Annotated in this window: 16 protein-coding genes; 6 read left to right on the top strand and 10 right to left on the bottom strand. The window is 70.9% G+C overall.

Translation table 11 applies throughout. The features are described 5' to 3' along the window. Positions 1–64: 64 nt before the first annotated feature. From HPS36_RS02905 to HPS36_RS02890, 4 genes are all read right to left on the bottom strand, one after another. Entirely contained in the window at positions 65–808 is a 744-nt protein-coding gene (locus tag HPS36_RS02905; RefSeq protein WP_173228432.1) for a bacteriorhodopsin, read from the bottom strand. Next, positions 805–2,352: a methyl-accepting chemotaxis protein gene (locus HPS36_RS02900; protein ID WP_235681729.1), complete on the bottom strand. Its 1,548-nt coding sequence runs from the start codon at positions 2,350–2,352 to the stop codon at positions 805–807. The genes HPS36_RS02905 and HPS36_RS02900 overlap by 4 nt, the downstream gene beginning before the upstream one ends. Before the next feature lie 121 nt (positions 2,353–2,473). Then, entirely contained in the window at positions 2,474–4,846 is a 2,373-nt protein-coding gene (gene mutL / locus HPS36_RS02895) for a DNA mismatch repair endonuclease MutL (protein ID WP_173228431.1), read from the bottom strand. A 277-nt stretch (positions 4,847–5,123) separates the two neighbouring features. After that, complete coding sequence (locus HPS36_RS02890; RefSeq protein ID WP_121561809.1) at positions 5,124–6,257, bottom strand: ABC transporter ATP-binding protein; 1,134 nt, start codon at positions 6,255–6,257, stop codon at positions 5,124–5,126. A gap of 274 nt (positions 6,258–6,531) precedes the next feature. Here HPS36_RS02890 and HPS36_RS02885 point away from each other — a divergent pair, with 274 nt between their 5' ends. The 3 genes from HPS36_RS02885 to HPS36_RS02875 are packed head-to-tail and all read left to right on the top strand — an operon-like array spanning position 6,532 to position 9,917. Then, positions 6,532–7,827 (top strand): extracellular solute-binding protein, encoded by a 1,296-nt coding sequence (locus tag HPS36_RS02885; RefSeq protein ID WP_235681728.1) that lies wholly within the window; start codon positions 6,532–6,534, stop codon positions 7,825–7,827. Positions 7,828–7,842: 15 nt separating this feature from the next. Then, on the top strand, positions 7,843–8,838 hold the full coding sequence (locus HPS36_RS02880; protein ID WP_121561810.1) for a carbohydrate ABC transporter permease: 996 nt from the start codon (positions 7,843–7,845) through the stop codon (positions 8,836–8,838). Continuing rightward, the gene (locus HPS36_RS02875) at positions 8,835–9,917 is read left to right on the top strand and encodes a sugar ABC transporter permease (protein WP_173228430.1); all 1,083 of its coding nucleotides are present in this window, start codon (positions 8,835–8,837) and stop codon (positions 9,915–9,917) included. The genes HPS36_RS02880 and HPS36_RS02875 overlap by 4 nt, the downstream gene beginning before the upstream one ends. Before the next feature lie 63 nt (positions 9,918–9,980). On the opposite strand, the gene HPS36_RS02870 is transcribed toward HPS36_RS02875, so the two are convergent. Beyond that, entirely contained in the window at positions 9,981–11,012 is a 1,032-nt protein-coding gene (locus tag HPS36_RS02870; protein WP_173228429.1) for a glutathione S-transferase family protein, read from the bottom strand. A gap of 545 nt (positions 11,013–11,557) precedes the next feature. Here HPS36_RS02870 and HPS36_RS02865 point away from each other — a divergent pair. Then, complete coding sequence (locus HPS36_RS02865; RefSeq protein ID WP_173228428.1) at positions 11,558–12,826, top strand: NAD(P)/FAD-dependent oxidoreductase; 1,269 nt, start codon at positions 11,558–11,560, stop codon at positions 12,824–12,826. Between the two features lie 30 nt (positions 12,827–12,856). On the opposite strand, the gene HPS36_RS02860 is transcribed toward HPS36_RS02865, so the two are convergent. The 3 genes from HPS36_RS02860 to HPS36_RS02850 form a co-directional block, all read right to left on the bottom strand. After that, positions 12,857–13,273 carry an Hsp20/alpha crystallin family protein gene (locus tag HPS36_RS02860; RefSeq protein WP_137717500.1) on the bottom strand — a complete coding sequence of 139 codons (417 nt, stop codon included), beginning with the start codon at positions 13,271–13,273 and terminating at the stop codon, positions 12,857–12,859. A 3-nt stretch (positions 13,274–13,276) separates the two neighbouring features. Then, positions 13,277–13,432: a DUF7559 family protein gene (locus HPS36_RS02855; protein ID WP_008581677.1), complete on the bottom strand. Its 156-nt coding sequence runs from the start codon at positions 13,430–13,432 to the stop codon at positions 13,277–13,279. A 79-nt stretch (positions 13,433–13,511) separates the two neighbouring features. Beyond that, on the bottom strand, positions 13,512–13,961 hold the full coding sequence (locus HPS36_RS02850; RefSeq protein ID WP_173228427.1) for a hypothetical protein: 450 nt from the start codon (positions 13,959–13,961) through the stop codon (positions 13,512–13,514). 94 nt (positions 13,962–14,055) lie between these two features. On the opposite strand from HPS36_RS02850, the gene HPS36_RS02845 reads away from it, so the two are divergent. Further along, the gene (locus tag HPS36_RS02845; protein WP_173228426.1) at positions 14,056–15,918 is read left to right on the top strand and encodes a radical SAM protein; all 1,863 of its coding nucleotides are present in this window, start codon (positions 14,056–14,058) and stop codon (positions 15,916–15,918) included. Positions 15,919–15,921: 3 nt separating this feature from the next. After that, positions 15,922–16,773 carry an MBL fold metallo-hydrolase gene (locus tag HPS36_RS02840; protein ID WP_173228425.1) on the top strand — a complete coding sequence of 284 codons (852 nt, stop codon included), beginning with the start codon at positions 15,922–15,924 and terminating at the stop codon, positions 16,771–16,773. 28 nt (positions 16,774–16,801) lie between these two features. Here the strand turns inward: HPS36_RS02840 and HPS36_RS02835 are convergent, their stop codons facing one another. Together HPS36_RS02835 and HPS36_RS02830 are read right to left on the bottom strand one after the other, a co-directional pair. Continuing rightward, a complete protein-coding gene (locus HPS36_RS02835) occupies positions 16,802–17,422 on the bottom strand; it encodes an HAD family hydrolase (RefSeq protein ID WP_173228424.1) in 621 nt (206 codons plus the stop codon). A 55-nt stretch (positions 17,423–17,477) separates the two neighbouring features. Further along, entirely contained in the window at positions 17,478–17,960 is a 483-nt protein-coding gene (locus tag HPS36_RS02830; protein WP_053771629.1) for a DUF7321 family protein, read from the bottom strand. Positions 17,961–17,973 lie beyond the last annotated feature (13 nt).

Raw genomic sequence — 17,973 nt, 5'->3', positions numbered from 1 at the left:
ACCTCTCTGCGGTCGCCGTCGTCGGGGGTCGCCCCGTGGGCGACCGGGAGACCCCCGCGAGGCCTCAGTCGGCCCCGGTCGGCGTCTCGTCGCCGAGCGACGGGGCCGCGGCGTCGCGGTCCGCGGCCGCGGCGGACACCACGTCGGTGAACGCCTGCCGCCGCGCGTAAAAGAAGTAGACGTACGGCACCTTCGCCAGCACGTCGAGGAAGGCGTACGTCAGCGCGGCGCCCACCGCGCCGGTGAACCCGATCCCCGACGGGCCCATCAGCCAGACGAACGGGTACGCGAGCCACAGCAGCCCGACGTGGTTCTTCAGCAGGCTGAACAGCCCCCGCTGCATCGGGTCGTCGGGGACCGACCGCGGGAATATCACGTACAGGTACGCGAACAGCGTGACGTGGAACAGCGCCGAGACGCCGAACAGCACCCACCTGAGCGTCCCGCCGGCGACGACCGCGCCGGCCCCGAACGCGATCATCAGCGCGTCGGCGACCATCACGCCCGCGATGGCGCGGCGCGACGCGCCGGCGACGTAGCCGATGAACCCGACGAGCAGCGGCGTGGTGACGATCCAGTCGACGTAGCGGAGCCCGACCAGCTCGTTCCCGTTCACCGTCACGGTCCCGACTCCGAGCGCCATCCCGACGTACGCGAGCCCGGCGAACCCGGGGATCACCGCCAGCGCCGCCAGTCGGCCGCGGTGCTCCGACCCGTTGAGCTTCGCGTACAGCGCCGCCGTGATCCCGAGGCCGACGAGGAAGCCGACGGCCGCGATCCAGTACGCGGTGGTGACGGCGCCCGTCATCGCGCACCCCCGTCGGTCGTCGCCCGCGAGTGGCCGGCGCCGCCCTCGGCGGCCGGGCCACCGGTCCCGGCGTCGCTCCCCTCGACGGTGAAGGCCGCGACGCGGTCCTGGAGCGTCGTCACGGCGTCGGTCTGGAACTCGCGCAGCGAGTCGGACACGTCCTCGACGACCGACTGTCCCTCCTGTATCTCCGCCGCCGTCTCCTCGGCCGTCTCGGCGGTCTCAGTGCTGAGCTCCGTGATCTCGTCGACGGACTCCGCCGTGTCCTGTACCGTGTTCGCCTGGTCGGCGGTCGTCCGGCGGATCTCCGCGAGCGACCCGCTGATCTCGTCGACGGAGTCGGCGATCGACTCGATGTCGGAGAGCGTCGACTCGACGGTGTCGGTCCCGTTCTGGACGCGCTCCTGCGTCGAGCGGATCGACACCGTCACCTCCTCGGTCTGGTCGGCGATCTCGTCTATCATCTCGTCGATCTCGTTCGCGCGCGACTGCGTCTCCTCGGCGAGCCCCTTCACCTCCTCGGCGACCACGCTGAACCCGTCGCCCGAGCCGTCCGCGCGGGCCGCCTCGATCGAGGCGTTCAGCGCGAGCATGTCGGTCTGCTCGGCGATTTCGCCGATGATGTCGACGATCTCGGTGATCTCGTCCATCCCCTCCTGGAGCCGCTCGACTCGGTCCACGGCGCGTTCGGCCTCCGACTCGACCTCGGCCATCTCGTCGAGCGCGCTCTGGGAGGAGCTGCGCGCGTCGTCGCTCGTCGCCGCGACCGCCTCGCTCCGGTCCGACAGGTCGTCGACGGTCGCCGCGATCTCCTCGGCCGAGGCGCTGACGTTCTCGATGTCGGCGGCGATGGACTCCAGCTCCGCGCGCTGGTCGCTCGCCTGTCCCCGGATCGTCGTCGCGCTCCCGGTCGCGCTGGCGACGCGCTGTTCGACCTCGTTGCTCATCTCCGCCATCTCGCCGGCGTCGGCCTCGATCCGGTCGGCCATCTCCCGGACCGTCTCCACGGTCGCCTGGAGGTCGTCCATCATCCGGTTGAACGACTCCCCGACGGTCGCGAGGCTCTCGTCGCTCGCGTCGACGTCGACCCGGCGCGTGAGGTCGCCGGTCGCCGCCTCCTCCATCACCTCGGCGTAGCGGTCGGCCGTCCGGCGGTACCGTTCGGCCATCTCCGTCGCCTCCGCCCGCGCGTCTTCGAGCTCGTCCTGCGTCCGCTCCATCTCCGCGAGCCGGTCCTTCAGCGAGACCCGCATCTCCTCGATGGAGCCCGCCAGCTCGCCGAACTCGTCAGTTCGTGTCGACCGTACCTCGCGGTCGATGTCGCCGTTCGCGACGCGCCGCGTCTGCGCGCCGATCTCCGTGACGCTGGCGATCGTCTCGGCCGCATTGATCGAGCCCAAGGTCAACAGGCCGGCGACGGCCGCGACGACCGTCGCGTTCGCGTCGTTCGTGACCACGCCGACGGCGACGATGAACGCCCCCGTCGCGACGTACCCGACCCCCAGTTTCACCCCGTAGCTGTCTTTTACCGCTGCGATCGGCATACGATCTATCACGAAAACCAACGTGTTAAACGGCGGCCCGCTGGTATCAAACGTGATATTCGGGATCGGCGGCGAGTCGGGCTCCGCGTCCCCGCCTCGTCAGGGTCGCTCCCCGCGGACGCTACTCCGCGCGTCGCCCGCCGTGGCCCGGGTAGTCGCGCTCGAATCGCGACCCGATCTCCTCGCGGTCGAGCCGGATCACGACCGGGCGCCCGTGCGGGCAGGCGTATGGGTTCTCGCAGGCGTCGAGCCGGTCGAGGAGGTCGACGACCCGTCCCTCGGTGAGCGAGGTGTTCCCCGTGACCGAGGGGTAACAGGCGAGGTCGGCGAGCAGCTCGTCGACCGCGTCGGCGACCGGCTCGTCGCCCGCGGCGTCGTCGTCGACCAGCGCGGACAGCGCGTCCCGCAGGAGGTCAGGATCGAGCGCGGCGTCGAAGACGGCCGGAACCGCGGTCACCGCGACCTCGCGGTCGCCCGCGCGCTCGGCCCGGAACCCGATCCCCGCGAGGTCGTCGACGAACTCCTCGAACAGCGCCGCCTCGCGCGCCGTCAGCTCGATGCGGACCGGCTCCGCGAGCGCCTGCGCGTCCGCGCCGTCCGCGAACACCGACTTCAGCCGCTCGTAGTTCACCCGCTCGTCGGCCGCGTGCTGGTCGATCAGCACCAACCCGTCGGGGGCCTCGGCGACGACGTACGTCTCGTGGAGCTGTCCCAGCACCCGCAGCGAGGGCAGCGAGTCGAACTCGCGCTCGCGCTCGGTCCCCTCGCCGCCGAGGGTCCGCTGCCGCGTCGCGGAGCGCGCCCGCGGAGACGGCCGCGACGACTCTTCCGCGAGGGACCGGTTCTCCTCCTCTTCGCCGGCCGGCGAATCGGAACCCCGCTCGGCCGCGTCGGTCAGCGTCTCCGCGCTGTCGCCGGTCGCTCCCGCAACCTCGTCGGTCTCCGTCGTCGACTCGGCGTCGCGGTCCGCGGAGTCCGCCTGCCAGCTTCGCGGGGACGGGCGCGCGTCGCCGCCCGCGTCGGTGCGCCCGGAACCCGTCTGCTCGCCGGCCGTTCCGTCCGTCGACGCGCCCTCGCCGTTCAGCCCGTCGACCGACCACGCCGCGTCGTCCGCGGGGTCCAGCTCGGTCGGCGCCGACGGGTCGGCGTCGCCCTCGGCGGCGTCGGCGGTGGCCCGTTCGGTGTCATCGTCGGATCGGGTGGCGTCCTCGTCAGCCCAGGCGATACCCTCGTCGGCCCGAGGGACTTCGCCGTCGCGAGCGCCGTCCGAGTCGCCTCCGGCGTCCGTCGGGTCGCCCGACGCCGCGGACTCGGTCGCGCGCTCGCGCCCCTCGCGCGCGGCGCGCTCGTGGTCGGTGTCCGCGCCGCCGACGGCCTCGAGGTCGGGCGTCTCCGGGGCGACCGCGGTCTCGTCGGGCGCCGACTGCCCGCGGGGCGCCGTCGAGCGGATCAGGCCGTGGTCGAGGAGGGCGTCCTCGACGGCCGTCTCGACCGCCGAGCGGACCGCCGGCTCCTCGTCGAAGCGGACCTCCAGCTTGCGGGGGTGGACGTTCACGTCCACGTCGCCGGCCGGGACCTCGACGAAGAGGACCGCGAACGGGTAGCGGTCGGGGGCCAGCTGGCCGCCGTAGGCGTCGAGGGTCGCCTCGCGGAGCGCGCTCGCGGTGACGTACCGCCCGTTGACGTACGTCGAGAGGTAGTCGCGCGTCGAGCGCGCCGTCTCGGGGTGCGAGACGAGTCCCGTCACGCGCTTGACCGGAGCGTCGTCGGCGTCGGCCGCGCCGTCCGCCTCACTCCCCTCGGGCGTCCAGTCCACGTCGATCATCGACTCGGCGACCTCGCGGCCGTAGACCGCGAGGACGGCCGACCGGAGGTCGCCGTTCCCCTCGGTCGCGAACGTCTCGCGGCCGTCGTGTTCTAACGAGACCGCCACGTCCGGGTTCGCGAGCGCGTAGCTCGTCACGACCGTGTTCACGTGGTCGAACTCAGTCGCCGTCCGCTTGAGGAACTTCTCGCGGGCGGGCGTGTTGAAGAAGAGGTCGTCGACCTCGACGGTCGTGCCCGCCGGACAGCCCGCCGGGCGGACCTCGCCGACCTCGCCGCCTTCGACGGTGATCTCAGCGCCCGCCTCGGCGTCCGGGGGGCGCGAGCGGACGGTGAGCCGGGAGACGGCGCCGACGGTGTACAGGGCCTCGCCGCGGAAGCCGAGGGTGCCGACGCCGCGGTCGAGGTCCTCGATGTCGCCGATCTTCGAGGTGGCGTGCTCCGCGACGGCGGCGTCCAACTGGTCTTCGGGGATGCCGACGCCGTCGTCGCGCACGCGGATCCCATCGGTGCCGCCCGACTCGACCGACACCGCCACGCGGCTCGCGCCCGCGTCGAGGCTGTTCTCGACCAGCTCTTTCACGACGCTCGCGGGGCGCTCGACGACCTCGCCGGCCGCGATCCGCTGGACGGTCCGCTCGTCCAACCGCTCGATGTCTGGCGGCTCCATGCTTACGGACCGTCCGACGAGCGCGCACTTCAAGCCGTTGTCGGCGGCGACGTGAGACGGACGGCTCGCCGCGACGCGGCTCGATCTGTATACAAATCCGCGGTGGCGCGCGCCTCCGAGCGCATCGAGTCGTCGCGGCCGAGGATTTGGCGGTGTTCACTGCCGAAACGGCGGGTCCCCACCGAGCAGCGGAACTCACGATGTCCGTCTCGGATTCAGCGAGAAAGTACGAACGATCGGTTCACGCGCCGCCGCCCGATCTAAAACTCGACCCTCCCTAAGCGACCGCGGCCGCGATCTCCTCCTCGGTCAGGAACACGTCCTCGCCGGTCTCGGGGTCGAACAGGTGGAGGTCCGCCTCGTCGAAGGTGACGCCGACCTCGTCGCCGGCCTCGGGCTGGACGTCCGCGGGCGACCGCGCGAGGAAGTCCTCGCTCACGTCGAGGTGGACGTAGTTGTCGGAGCCGATGGGCTCGACGACCTCGACGGTCGCCGTGAGGGTCTCCTCGCCAGTCGGCTGCTCGACGACCTCGATGTTCTCGGGGCGGACGCCGAGGGTGTACGGGCCGCTCTCGAGGTCGTGGCCCGCGACGTAGTCGCGGCTGAGCGGGAACGCGAGCCCGGACGCCTCGTCCCGGATCGTCGCCGTCGTCCCGTCGGTCTCCACGTCGACGTCGAGGAAGTTCATCGACGGCGAGCCGATGAAGCCGGCGACGAACTCGTTGACCGGGTTCTGGTACACCTCCGTGGGGGCGCCGACCTGCTGGAGCTTCCCGTCGTTCAGGATGGCGAGGCGGTCGCCCATCGTCATCGCCTCCTCCTGGTCGTGGGTGACGTACATCGCCGTGACGCCGAACTCCTTCTGGAGCTTCTGGATCTCGGCGCGCATCTCCGTGCGGAGCTTCGCGTCGAGGTTCGAGAGCGGCTCGTCGAAGAGGAACACCTCGGGCTCGCGCGCGATGGCGCGGCCGAGCGCGACGCGCTGCTTTTGCCCGCCCGAGAGCTCGTCGGGCTTGTCGTCGAGCAGGTCCTCGATGCCCATCATCTCGGCCATCTCGCGGACGCGCTCGTGGCGCTCCTCTTTCGTCATGTCCGTGCTCATCTTGAGCCCGAACGCCATGTTCTCGCGGACCGTCTTGTGAGGGTACAGCGCGTAGTTCTGGAACACCATCGCGACCGGGCGCTCCTTCGCGTGGATGTCGGTGACGTCCTCGTCGTCGAAGCTGACGGTGCCGGAGGTCGGCTCTTCGAGCCCCGCGACCATCCGGAGCGTGGTCGTCTTCCCGCACCCCGACGGCCCGACCACGGTCACGAACTCCCCGTCGTCGATCTCCAGGTCCAGGTCGTCGACGGCGACGATGGTTCCTCGGTCGAACTCCTTCCGGAGCGTGTCGAGCGTGACGCGTGCCATTTCCCTGAAGACTGGTCCGCTGGCATATGAGTTCTTTGCTGTTTTCCTGATATATGGTGAATAATCTCTTCTCAAATATTCGCACCCTGCCCCGTCCGACTCGGTCGCCCCGGCAGAACCGGACGGAACCGTCCCTCCCGAGCGGAAACCGCTCTTTCGAATCGGTCGAGTCGATCGTCGAACGACTCGGTCGACGCGGATCGATCCCGATCGATCGGAACGTACCCCAAACACTAAATGTATGAAAATATAATTCATCATTTGTTCTGGCCACATGAACGAGAAACGTAGAACGCTGCTCAAGGCGATGGGGGGAACGACTGCGCTCGCGGGGCTCGCGGGCTGTATCAGCACTGGCGGCGACGGCGGCGACGGCGGTGACGGCTCCGACGGGTCGGACGGCTCCGACGGGTCGAACGGAAGCGACGGTTCCGACGGCGGGAACACCGGGTCCGCGCGGCTGTGGACGGACCTCTCCGACGCCGAGGACGAGGCCATCACCGAGTACATCGACCAGTACGAGTCGGAGACGGGCAACACCATCAACAAGGAGGCGCCCGGCGGCGAGCTCGACCAGCAGCTCGAAACCGCGATCCCGGCCGGCGACGGCCCCGACTCGTGGATCTGGGCGCACGACTGGGTCGGCCGGTTCGCGGTCCGCGAGGACCCGCCGTTCCTCTACGACGCGAGCGACGACGTCGACGTCTCGCTCGACAGCTACACGCAGGCGGCGCGCGAGGCGGCCCAGTTCAACGACGGGCTCTACGGGCTCCCGTTCGCCTCCGAGACCGTCACGCTGTTCTACAACGAGGACATGGTCGACGAGCCGCCGGAGACCCTAGAGGAGATGGTCTCGATCATGGAGGAGCACCACGATCCCGAGAACGGCCAGTACGGCCTCTCGTACCCCGTGACGGACCCGTACTTCGCCAGCGGGTTCCTCCAGGCGTACGGCGGGAACATCTTCGACGAGCAGAACCTCGAGGTCGGCGTCGACAGCGACGCGTGTAAGCGCGGGATCGACGCCCTCGAGACGGTGTCGCAGTACGTCCCGGCCGACCCCGGCTACGAGTCGCAGATCGTCGCGTTCGCGGACGGCCTCGCGCCGTTCGCGATCAACGGCCCGTGGGAGCTCGGGAACCTCCAGGACTCGATCGAGAACCTCGGCGTCGCGACGCTGCCGACCATCGACGGGAACCACCCGCGCACCTACTCGGGCATCCAGCTGTTCTACTTCTCGTCGATGCTGGCCGACGCCGACCAGTCCACGGTCGACGCGGCGACCGGCCTCGCCGAGTGGTACACCACCAACGAGGAGATCATCCAGACCAACGCCGCGGAACAGGGGTACATCCCCGTCCTGGCCGACGTGGTGGGCAACGGCGACCTCTCCTCGGAGGTCCAGGCGTTCGCCCAGCAGGTCGACCACGGCGTCCCGATCCCGACGCACCCGGACATGGACAGCGTCTGGACGCCCGTGACGGAGGCGCTGGAGCGCGTCTTCAACGACGAGCAGGACAGCGACGCCGCGCTCGACCAGGCAGCCTCCGAGATCCGGGAGGCGCTGTAGGCACCGCTCGGAGCGATGGCCTCTTCGCAACCCGGAACCGGCGTGAGCGGACTGGCGCGCCTGCGGTCGGCGCTGCCGTTCTCCAGTCGCGACTGGGGGCTGCTCCTCGTCGCGCCCGGCGTGCTGCTCTTCTCGAGTTTCATGCTGTACCCCATCTTCTACCTCTTCTACATCTCGCTCACCGACGCGACGTTCGCCGGGTCGGTGATCGGCGGCGGCGCCGAGCTGATCGGGCTGGCGAACTACGTCCAGCTGATCGGCGACTCGCAGTTCTGGACGTCGATGACGACGACGTGGCTGTTCGTCGCCGTCTCGCTCGTGATCAAGGTGATCCTCGCCGTGGGGATCGCTCTCCTCTTGAACCACGTGCGGGTCGCGGGCAAGCGCTACATGCGCGCCGCGGTGATCGTCCCGCTGGGGTTCCCCGGCATCTTCACGATCACCGTCTGGCGCGGGATGTTCAGCGACGCGCGCTTCGGCGTGTTCAACACCATCCTGGGCCGGTACAACGACGTGATGTCGTCGCTGTCGGCCCCGCAGGCCCTGCTCTTCGACGTGCCCATCGGGTTCCTCAGCGGCCGCTGGGAGGCGTTCTTCGCGTACGTCACCACCGAGGTGTGGCTGGCGTACCCGTTCATGGTGATCATCATCGTGAGCGCGCTCCAGGACGTGCCGAAGTCGCTCCACGAGGCCGCGATGGTCGACGGCGCGGGGGCGCTCCAGCGGTTCCGGACCGTGACGCTGCCCGCGATCAAGGGCCCGGTGCTGTTCGCGTCGATCCTCACGGCCGCGACCTCGTTCCAGCAGTTCCTGATCCCGTGGGTGTTCAACCAGGGCGGGCCGTCGAGACAGAACGAGCTGATCATCGTGTACGGCTACCGCGAGGCGATCACGTTCAACCAGTTCGGCCTGTCGGCCGCGATCCTGATCGTCGGGATCGGATTCGTCGGGCTGTTCATGTACGTCGCCGTGCGCTACGGCGGCCTCGCAGAGGGGGTGGGTGACGAATGAACCCCCTCGAGTCCGCGGCCGCGCTGGTCGCCGGCGCGGTCGGGCTGGTCCGCTCGAAGCTGATCGGCCTCGCGACCGCGCCGAAGCGGTTCGCCGTGGTGATCCAGCGGGCGATATACGACGTCCGCACGGGGAAACGCAGCGCGTGGGACGTGGCCAAGAGCGTGCTGATGACGCTGTTCGGCCTCGCGATGGTGCTCGTGCTGCTGTTCCCGCTGTTCTGGATCACGACCGCGTCGCTCGCGGAGGGGTCGCGGCTGTTCAACACGAGCGGCATCTTCCCGGACCCGTCGACGTACAACCTCGGCGCGTACCGGTGGGTGATCTTCGAGTCCGACTTCTTCTTCGTCGACGGCGACTGGGGGTACCCCCAGCTGGTCCTCGGCGGCGGGGACGGGCTCGTGAGCTTCCGGTGGGCCGGCACGGAGACCGGTCCCGGGGCCGTGTTCAACAGCCTCTACATCGTCAGCGTGACGCTCGCGGCCGGCTTCGGGATGATCGTCCCGGCGGCGTACGCGTTCTCGCGTCGCAAGTTCGTCGGCCGCAAGCGCATCCTCTACGGCTACGTCCTCTTCACCCAGATCGGCGCCGGCCTGTCGATCGCGACGCTCGTGGCGCTGTACTCGCTGTTCAGCACCTACGGGCTCACGAACAACCTGTTCGTCCTCGGGCTCTTCTACGCCGCGTCGGCGATCCCGTTCAACACGTGGCTGCTGAAGACGTACATGGACAACATCCCCGTCTCCTACGAGGAGGCGGCGATGGTCGACGGCGCGAGCTTCCTCGACACGATCCGGGAGGTGATCCTCCCGCTGACGAAGCCGGGGCTCGCCGTCGTCCTGATCTTCGTCTGGCTGGCCGGCTGGAACGAGTTCATCATCGCGCAGACGCTGCTGCGCCCCGAGAACTACCCGCTCTCGGTGGAGCTGTACAACATCGCGACCGAGGGCCGGTTCTCGACGCCGTGGACGCGGTTCGCGGCGTTCGCGAACCTGTTCGCGCTCCCCGTCGCGATCGTCTACTTCGCGGCCCAGCGCTCCGTCGAGGACGGGCTCTCGTTCGGCGGGATGGAAGGGTAGCGAACCCGACCGTCCCGTCTCGATTTTTTCTACTCCTTCGATTCTTTCGACGACGCGGCCGCCTCAGTCGTCCGCGGCCGGCGTCGGCGCCTCGCCGCCGAGCCGCTCGCGGTCGTGCTCGGCCTCGAAGTCGAGGTCGGGCCCGCGCGCGATGATGCCCGAAGGGGTCACGTCGGGGTGCGTGGTGTAGTAGTGCTCCTTGATGTGGGCCATGTTCACCGTCTCGGCGACGCCCGGCGTCTGGTAGAGGTCGCGCAGGTACGGCCAGAGGTTGTCGTACTGGTGGACGAACTGCCGGTTGCACATGAAGTGGGTGTGGTACACCTGATCGAACCGGATCAGGGTGGTGAACATACAGATGTCCGCCTCCGTCAAGGAGTCGCCGACGAGGTACCGCTGATCGGCGAGGTGATCGTCGTAGCGGTCGAGCGCGTCGAAGAGGTCGTCGATGGCCTCGTCGTACGCCTCCTGCGAGGTGGCGAACCCGGCGCGGTAGACGCCGTTGTTGATCGGCTCGTAGATGTCCGTGATCACCTCGTCGACGTCCGCGACGGTCGCGTCGTCGTCCGCGTCGGGGAGCAGCGAGGCGCCGTTGCCGAGGTCGGCGAACGCGGTCGAGAGCATCCGCAGGACCTCGCGCGACTCGTTGTTGACGATGGTCTCCTCTTCTTTGTCCCACAGCACGGGGACGGTCACTCGGCAGGTGGCGTCGGGGTCGGCCTCGACGTACAGCTCGCGGAGGTAGTCGCTGTCGCGGAGGTGGTCCCGCGTACAGCCGTCCTTCTCCGGGCTGAACTGCCAGCCGTCCTCGCCGCGCCACGGGTCGACGACCGAGACGCTGATCGCGTCTTCGAGGCCCAAGAGGGACCGGGCGAGGAGCGTGCGGTGCGCCCACGGGCAGGCGTACGAGACGTACAGGTGGTACCGGCCGGCCTCCGGCTGGAAGCGCTCGTCCGGCTCCGCGTCGACGTGCTCCGGCACGTCGCTGCCGGCGATCCAGTTCCGGAAGGTGGTCTCGCCGCGCTGGAACGCGCCCTCCTCGTCGGTCGCCTCGTAGGTGTCCGTGCGCCACTCGCCGTTCACGAGCTGATTCATGTTCGGAACGTGGGGTTCGACGCCTATAACGTGGGCGGGGACACGCGTGTCACCGGTCGAACGCAGAGTAAGACGCCGCATTCTGCGTACCCTACAGATAATCGATCGACGGAGAGCAAACGAGAGGCTCCGCCAAAACCCCAATTACTCGCTGATACATCGATGATGGTAGGTCGGCGGTGAACACCGCCAAAGCCCCAGTCGCTCGGCACTACGTCGTTGCCACTACGGGGAACTCCGCCAAAGCCCCAGTCGCGAGGCCGCAGTACGCTCGTTGCGCTCCTCGCTCGCTCCGCTCGCTGCGGTGCTTACGTCGCCTACTGCGGCCTCGCGACTGCCCCTTTGTGTCCCGCCCCGCACCACGACCGCCCCTCGCGCCTCCCCAGCCTCGTCAGTCGCCCTCGCTCCGCTTCGGGCGACTACTCCCTCGCGCGTGCTGACTCGCGACCGCCTCCGGCGGCCGCTCGCAGGCACGCGCCACCGCAGTAGTGTATACGCAATCGTCGTCCCGGAGGCTTTTCGTCGTCGCTCGCGTGTCCAGATCCATGACCGAAGCAGACGAGTCCGCCCGGTCGGTCGCGGTCGTCGGCGGCGGCACGGTCGGCGTCACCGCCGCGCACGACCTCGCGGCCCGCGGCGCCGACGTGACGCTCTACGAGCGCGGGGACCTGGCGGCCGAGAGCTCCGGGCGCGCGGCCGGGGTCCTCTACGACGCCTACGCCGAGGACGTCGACGCCGCGGTCGGCGCCCGCGCGCTGGAGCGGTTCCGCGCGTTCGACCGCTCGCTGCCCGGCTTCTCCTTCGCCGCGTGCCCGTACGTCATCGCGGTCCGCGAGGGCGACCCGGACGCCGACGCCGTCCCGGCGATGGTCGACCGCATGCGCGAGCACGGCCGCGAGGTGTCGGTCGTCGCGCCCGACGCGCTCCGCGACCGCTTCCCGTCGCTCCGGACCGACGACCTCGCCGTCGCCGCGGTCGCGGAGGGCGCGGGGTGGACGGATCCCCCGAGCTACGTCCGCGCGCTCGGCGAGCGCGCCGCTCGCGAGGGCGTCGCGGTCGAGACGGAAACGGCGGTGGAAATCGGCCCGCGGACCGACGCGGGGCGCGAGATACGGGTCCGCGGCGACGCTGACGGCGGGGCACCGGCGGCCGAGCGGCGCGCGTTCGACGCGGTCGTCGTCGCGGCCGGGGCGCACACGCGCTCGCTGCTCGCGGACGCGGGCGTCTCGGTCCCGGTCGTCCCCTACCGCGTTCAGGCGCTCGTGGCCCGGGACGCCTACGACGGCCCGATGGTCTACGACGCCACCGCGGACGCGTACCTCCGCCCGCATCCGGACGGCCTGCTCGCGGGCGACGGCACCGAACCGGTCCCGGCCGATCCGGACGACTACCGTCGGGAGGCGGACGACTGGTTCCGCGAGGACATCGGGGCCGTCCTCGACGAGCGACTCGCCCGGGCCGACTCGACCGGTCGCTCGGCGGGCACCGGCCGCGACCTCGGCGACGCGCGGGCGTGGGCCGGGCTCTGTACCGCGACGCCCGACGGCGACCCGGTGATGGGGCCGGTCGACGCGGGCGCCGAGGCGGGCCCGACGCTCTTCGTCGCCGCCGGGTGGCAAGGACACGGGTTCATGCGCGCGCCGGCGACGGGCGAGACGGTCGCCGAGGGCGTGCTCGCGTCGCTCGCGGGCGTCGCGGTCGACGCGTCGGACTCGCCGTGGATCGGCGCGTTCGACCCCGCGCGGTTCGACGGCGACGAGTCCTTCGAGATCACGGAGGGGATGTCGCTGTCGAACCGGACGGACGGGGAGTAGCCCGCCGGTGCGGGACGGGAAAAGGGAGATTCAGTCGCTCTCTTCGACGACGTCGACGTCGCTCGACCCGCCGCGTTTGGGTATCTCGACGTGGAGCGTCCCGTTGCGCGTGAGCGTCGCGTTCGCGCCCTCGGGCGTCACCTCGGCGTCGCGCGGGAGGTCGACGCGCCCGGACAGCGAGACGCCGCGGCCGGGGAAGACGAGGTCGTATCCGTCGTAGAAGTCGCGGAAGCGTTCGAGGTTCACCTCGACGGTGCGGTCGAGGAAGGTGACGTCGACGTCCTCGCCGCGGACGCCGGGGGCGTCGAAGACGACGAGGTACGCGTCGTCGCTCTCGAGGAGGTCGGTGGAGAGCGGGCGCCGCTCCTGGACGCGCCCCCACCCGCGACCGACGCGTTCGAGGGCGCTCCGGAGCGCCGAGCGACCGGTCTCAACGAGTCGGCCCACGGCTCACACCTCGATTTCGACCAGGTCGCTCCCCCCGCAGTACGGACACGAGAGGTCCTCCACGGCGTGGTCGTCCGGTACGTCGTACGTGTAGTGGTTCTCGAACATGTCCAGCTCGCAGTCGTCGCTCTCGCACTTGACCTCCATCGTCGATGGCATATACGAGCCAGTTGTGTCGGCGAGGGCTTAAACGGCGTGGCGGCGGCGACCCGGGAGCGCCGAACGCGCCGCGCGGCGGTCAGATCCCCGCGCCGCGCATGCGCTCCGGGACGATCGTGCGCTCGGCGACCGCGACGACTGCGATGCCGACCGCCACGCCGGCGAGGAAGCCGGGACCGTACGGGTAATACGGGACCCCGAACGCGAGCGCGACGCCCAGCCCGACGGAGACGGCGAGGATCGCGGCGCCGAAGGCGACGTAGGTCAGCGTCTCGTAGCGTTCCGGCGAGAGGCGGTCGCGGGCGAGCCACGCGACCGGTCCGAGGCCGAACGCGGTCGCCGCGGCCCACCCGGCCGCGAGCCCCCAGGGCCGAGGGTCGGCGCCGAGGAACTGTATCGCGGCGAGCGCGCAGAGCGCGGCGAGCGAAACCGCGTTTCCGATTCGTTTCCATCGAGAGGGCTCGTCGGCGGCCGAGGGGGGACCGTCATCCGAGCGCGTCTCGGCGGTCGCGGGCGTCTCGGAGGGCATGGCCGGCGCTTCCGCGCGTTCCGGTATAAGCGATCCGGCGACCATCCCGGCGTTCCGCACGCTTTTCCCCTCTCGGCCGACTACGGGAGGTAACATGACCGATTCGCCCGCGTCGGCCCGGGGGTCGCTCCCGGCCGACCCGAACGACCTCGCCGTCACCATCGTCGACGGGTACGTCGACGAGCCGGCCCACTTCGGCGTCCCGCCGTACCTCTCGACGTACCCGCGGTACACGGCCGGCGCGCTCGTCGACGCGGGCGTCCCGGAGTCGCAGATCACGTATCACACCATCGACGAACTCCGCGAGGACCGCTCGAAGCACGCCGACGTGGCGGACGCGGACCTGATGGTGTACGTCGGCGGGATGACGGTGCCCGGCAAGTACGTCGGCGGCACCCCCGCGGAGCCCGACGAGGTCCGCGAACTCGGCTGGACCGCGGACGGCGTGACGCTCCTGGGGGGTCCCGTGCGGTTCGGGGTCGGCGAGGAGAACGCGGGCGCACAGGAGACGCAGCGCGACGACCTCGACTACGACTTCGTCGCGATGGGCGACGTCGAGGCCGCGGCCCACGACCTCGTCCGCGAGGGGTTAGAGGGGTACGGCAACCGGATGCGGACGAACGAGGAGGTCGACCGCTGGGCGCGGCGGGGAGCGTTCGTCGTCGAGCAGCACCCGAACCACCCCGACTACCTCATCTGCGAGATGGAGACCTCCCGCGGCTGCGCGTACCGCTGTTCCTTCTGTACGGAGCCGCTGTACGGCGACCCGGCGTTCCGCGCGGCGCGGTCGGTCGTCGACGAGGTCGACGCACTCTCGGACCGCGGGGTCAGGCACTTCCGGCTCGGGCGGCAGGCCGACATCCTCGCGTTCGGCGGCGACGGCGAGGCGCCGAACCCCGACGCGCTCCGCGAGCTGTACGGCGGGATCCGCGAGGTCGCCCCCGACCTCCGGACGCTCCACCTCGACAACATGAACCCGGTGACGATCACCGACTACCCCGAGGCGTCCCGCGAGGCGATCCGCGTCATCGCCGAGCACAACACCCCCGGCGACACGGCCGCGTTCGGGCTGGAGTCGGCCGACCCCGTGGTCCAGGAGGAGAACAACCTGCTCGTCACCGCCGAGGAGTGTCTGGAGGCGGTCCGCGTCGTCAACGAGGAGGGCGGCTGGCGCCCCGGGGACGACCCGACGACGACGCCGGGCGACGCCTCCCGCGTCACCGGTCCCTCGACCGGCCCGGACGCCTCGCCGCGGCTGCCGAAGCTGCTCCCCGGGATCAACCTCGTCCACGGGCTGACCGGCGAGCGACCGGAGACGTACGAGCACAACAAGCGCTTCCTCCAGACCGTCTACGACGAGGGGCTGATGCTCCGCCGGATCAACATCCGGCAGGTGATGGCGTTCGCCGGCACGGAGATGGCCGAGACGGGCGCCGAGGTCGCACAGGAGCACAAAGACCAGTTCCAGGCGTACAAGCGCGAGGTGCGCGAGACCATCGACAACCCGATGCTCGACCGCGTGGTCCCGCCGGGGACCGTCCTCCCGGACGTCCACCTGGAGTACCACCAGGACGGCAAGACGTTCGGGCGCCAGCTCGGCACCTACGCGCTGCTGGTCGCGGTCCCCGGCGAGCGCGAGTTAGGCACCAGCATCGACGTGGCGATCACCGACCACGGCTACCGCTCCGTGACGGGCGTCCCGTACCCGCTCGACGTGAACGCGGCGTCGATGGACGAGCTGACGGCGATCCCCGGGATCAACCGGAGCACGGCCGGGGACGTCGTGGTCGGCCGCCCGTACGACTCCGTCGACGCCGTCGACGCGGTCGCCCCGGGGACCGTCGACCTCGCCGCCTACGCGGTCGCGGGCGACACCGACATGCCGATCCCGGGCCGCGACCGACGCGGGTCCGGCCCCGGTCCGGCCGCGCGGTCGTCGCTCGGCCGCGGGGACTGAGCGATGGCGGCCGACGACCCCGGCGACGCGGAACGGCCCCGCGACCCCGCGGTCACGCGGGTCGAGGTCCCGGTCGACACGCGCGCGCCGGGCGGGACCACGAACGCGTACGTCGTTGACGGCGTGCTGATCGACCCGGCCGCCCGGACGGACGCGCTCAACGCGGCTGTCGCGGCGGACCGTCCCGGTGATCCCGGCCTCGAGGCCGTAACGGTCACCCACGCCCACCCGGACCACGTCGGCGCGGTCGCCGACTACGCCGCCGCGACGGGGGCGACCGTCGTCGCCCGCGAGGGCCACGCGGACCGGTTCGCCGCGGCGACCGGGACCGAGCCGGACGAGACTGTCGCGCCGGGCGAGCGGGTCGCGGGCACTGCCGTCCGCGCCGTCGACACCCCGGGGCACGCGCCGGACCACCTCGCGTTCGCGGCCGGCGACCCCGACGCCCCCGGGCGCGCGGTGCTGTGCTGTGGCGACCTCGCCGTCGCCGAGGGGAGCGTCGCGGTCGCCGCGCCCGAGGGCGACCTGTCCGCGTACCTCGCGAGCCTCAAACGGGTCCGCGACGCCGGCTACGGTCGCTTGCTCCCCGGGCACGGGCCGCCGATCGACGATCCCCAGGCGACCTGTCAGCGGCTGATCGACCACCGGATCGACCGCGAGCGCGACGTGACCGCCGCGATCGACGCCGGCGCGACCGACGTCGACGCGGTCGTCGACGGCGCCTACGAAAAAGACCTCACCGGCGTGCGGGACCTCGCCCGAGCGACGGTCGTCGCGCACGTCGAGAAGCTGGTCGCGGAGGGGCGGGTCGACGAGGCGTGGCGCGCGCGGCTGGCGGACCGCGGCTTCGACTGACGCGGCCGCTCGGCGCCGTCGGTCTTGCCTACGGCTCGGCCTCGAGTTCGCCGACGACCTCGGACAGCGGCGTCTCCGTCACGTCGACGAAGCGGCCGCCCGCGGCGACGATGCCGCCGTCGGTCTCGGCGTCGTCGCCGACGTGGACGAGCCCGGTGGTGGTGGTCCCGAGCGCCTCGGCCGCGGCCTCGAACGCGGAGGGATGGGGCTTCCGCCAGCCGCAGCCGACGCTCGTCGTGACCGCGTCGAACTCGCCGCGGAGCCCCGCGCGGATCAGCGTCCGCGGGACGAGCTCGGGGACCGCGCAGTTCGAGAGGAGGCCGACCGGGCCGCGCTCGGCGGCGCCCCGGACGGCGTCAAGCGCGTCGTCGCGCCGGGTCACGTCGGGGTCGAACGCCGCGATCACGGCGTGCCTGGCGATGTTTTGGGGCGCGTCGACGCCCCGCGAGTCGAGCGCGCGGGCGACGTGCGCGGGGAGGGGGACCTCCGCGCCGGCCGGCGCCTCGACGTGCTGTTCGCCGTACGCGACGTGCCAGTCGTCGGGGACCGTCACGTCGCGGGACTCCAGTTCGCGCGCGACCGCTTCCGCCGGGTCTGACGGGTACTCGACGTCGACGAGGGTCCCGAAGAGGTCGAAGGTGACTGCCACGATACCACCGTTAGGGCCAAACCCGGATTGAACCTGTCGGTCGGGGAGACCGGGCCTAAAACGCCGACCCGAAGTGGAGCGTGACCAGCCGGTAGAGCCCGGTCACCCACGCGCACAGCCACAGCAGCATGAACCCCGCGACCCCCGCCCTGAGGCGTTTCCGCCAGTGGCCCATGTCCTCGTGGAGCTCGTCGATGTCCACGCTGGGGTCCTCGTAGGCGTCCGCGTTCCGCTTCGCCTGGAAGATCCGCACGATGCCGGTGAGCGCGAACGCCAGCAGGGCGTACGCCTGAACGCCGAAGAACGCGTGGAGGATCGCCATCCCGCTCACCTGGTCGAGGACGCGCGGGATCATCCAAGTGACGATGGGGACCGTCGTGAGCACCAGCCCGACGAGGATGTACCGGAGGTGCCGCATCAGCACGTTCCACGACACCGTTTCCGCGTCGATCATGATCCAGGCCCCGTACAGGAGGAACGGGAGGCTCGTCGTCACGGACACCCCGGCGAGCGCCGCGATGACCGACTCGTCGACCATGTCGACGGGTACG

The sequence above is a fragment of the Halorubrum salinarum genome (assembly GCF_013267195.1).
GTDB lineage: Archaea > Halobacteriota > Halobacteria > Halobacteriales > Haloferacaceae > Halorubrum > Halorubrum salinarum.
The sequence above is the reverse complement of the archived record's forward strand: the minus strand, read 5'-3'. Positions and strand labels throughout refer to the sequence as shown.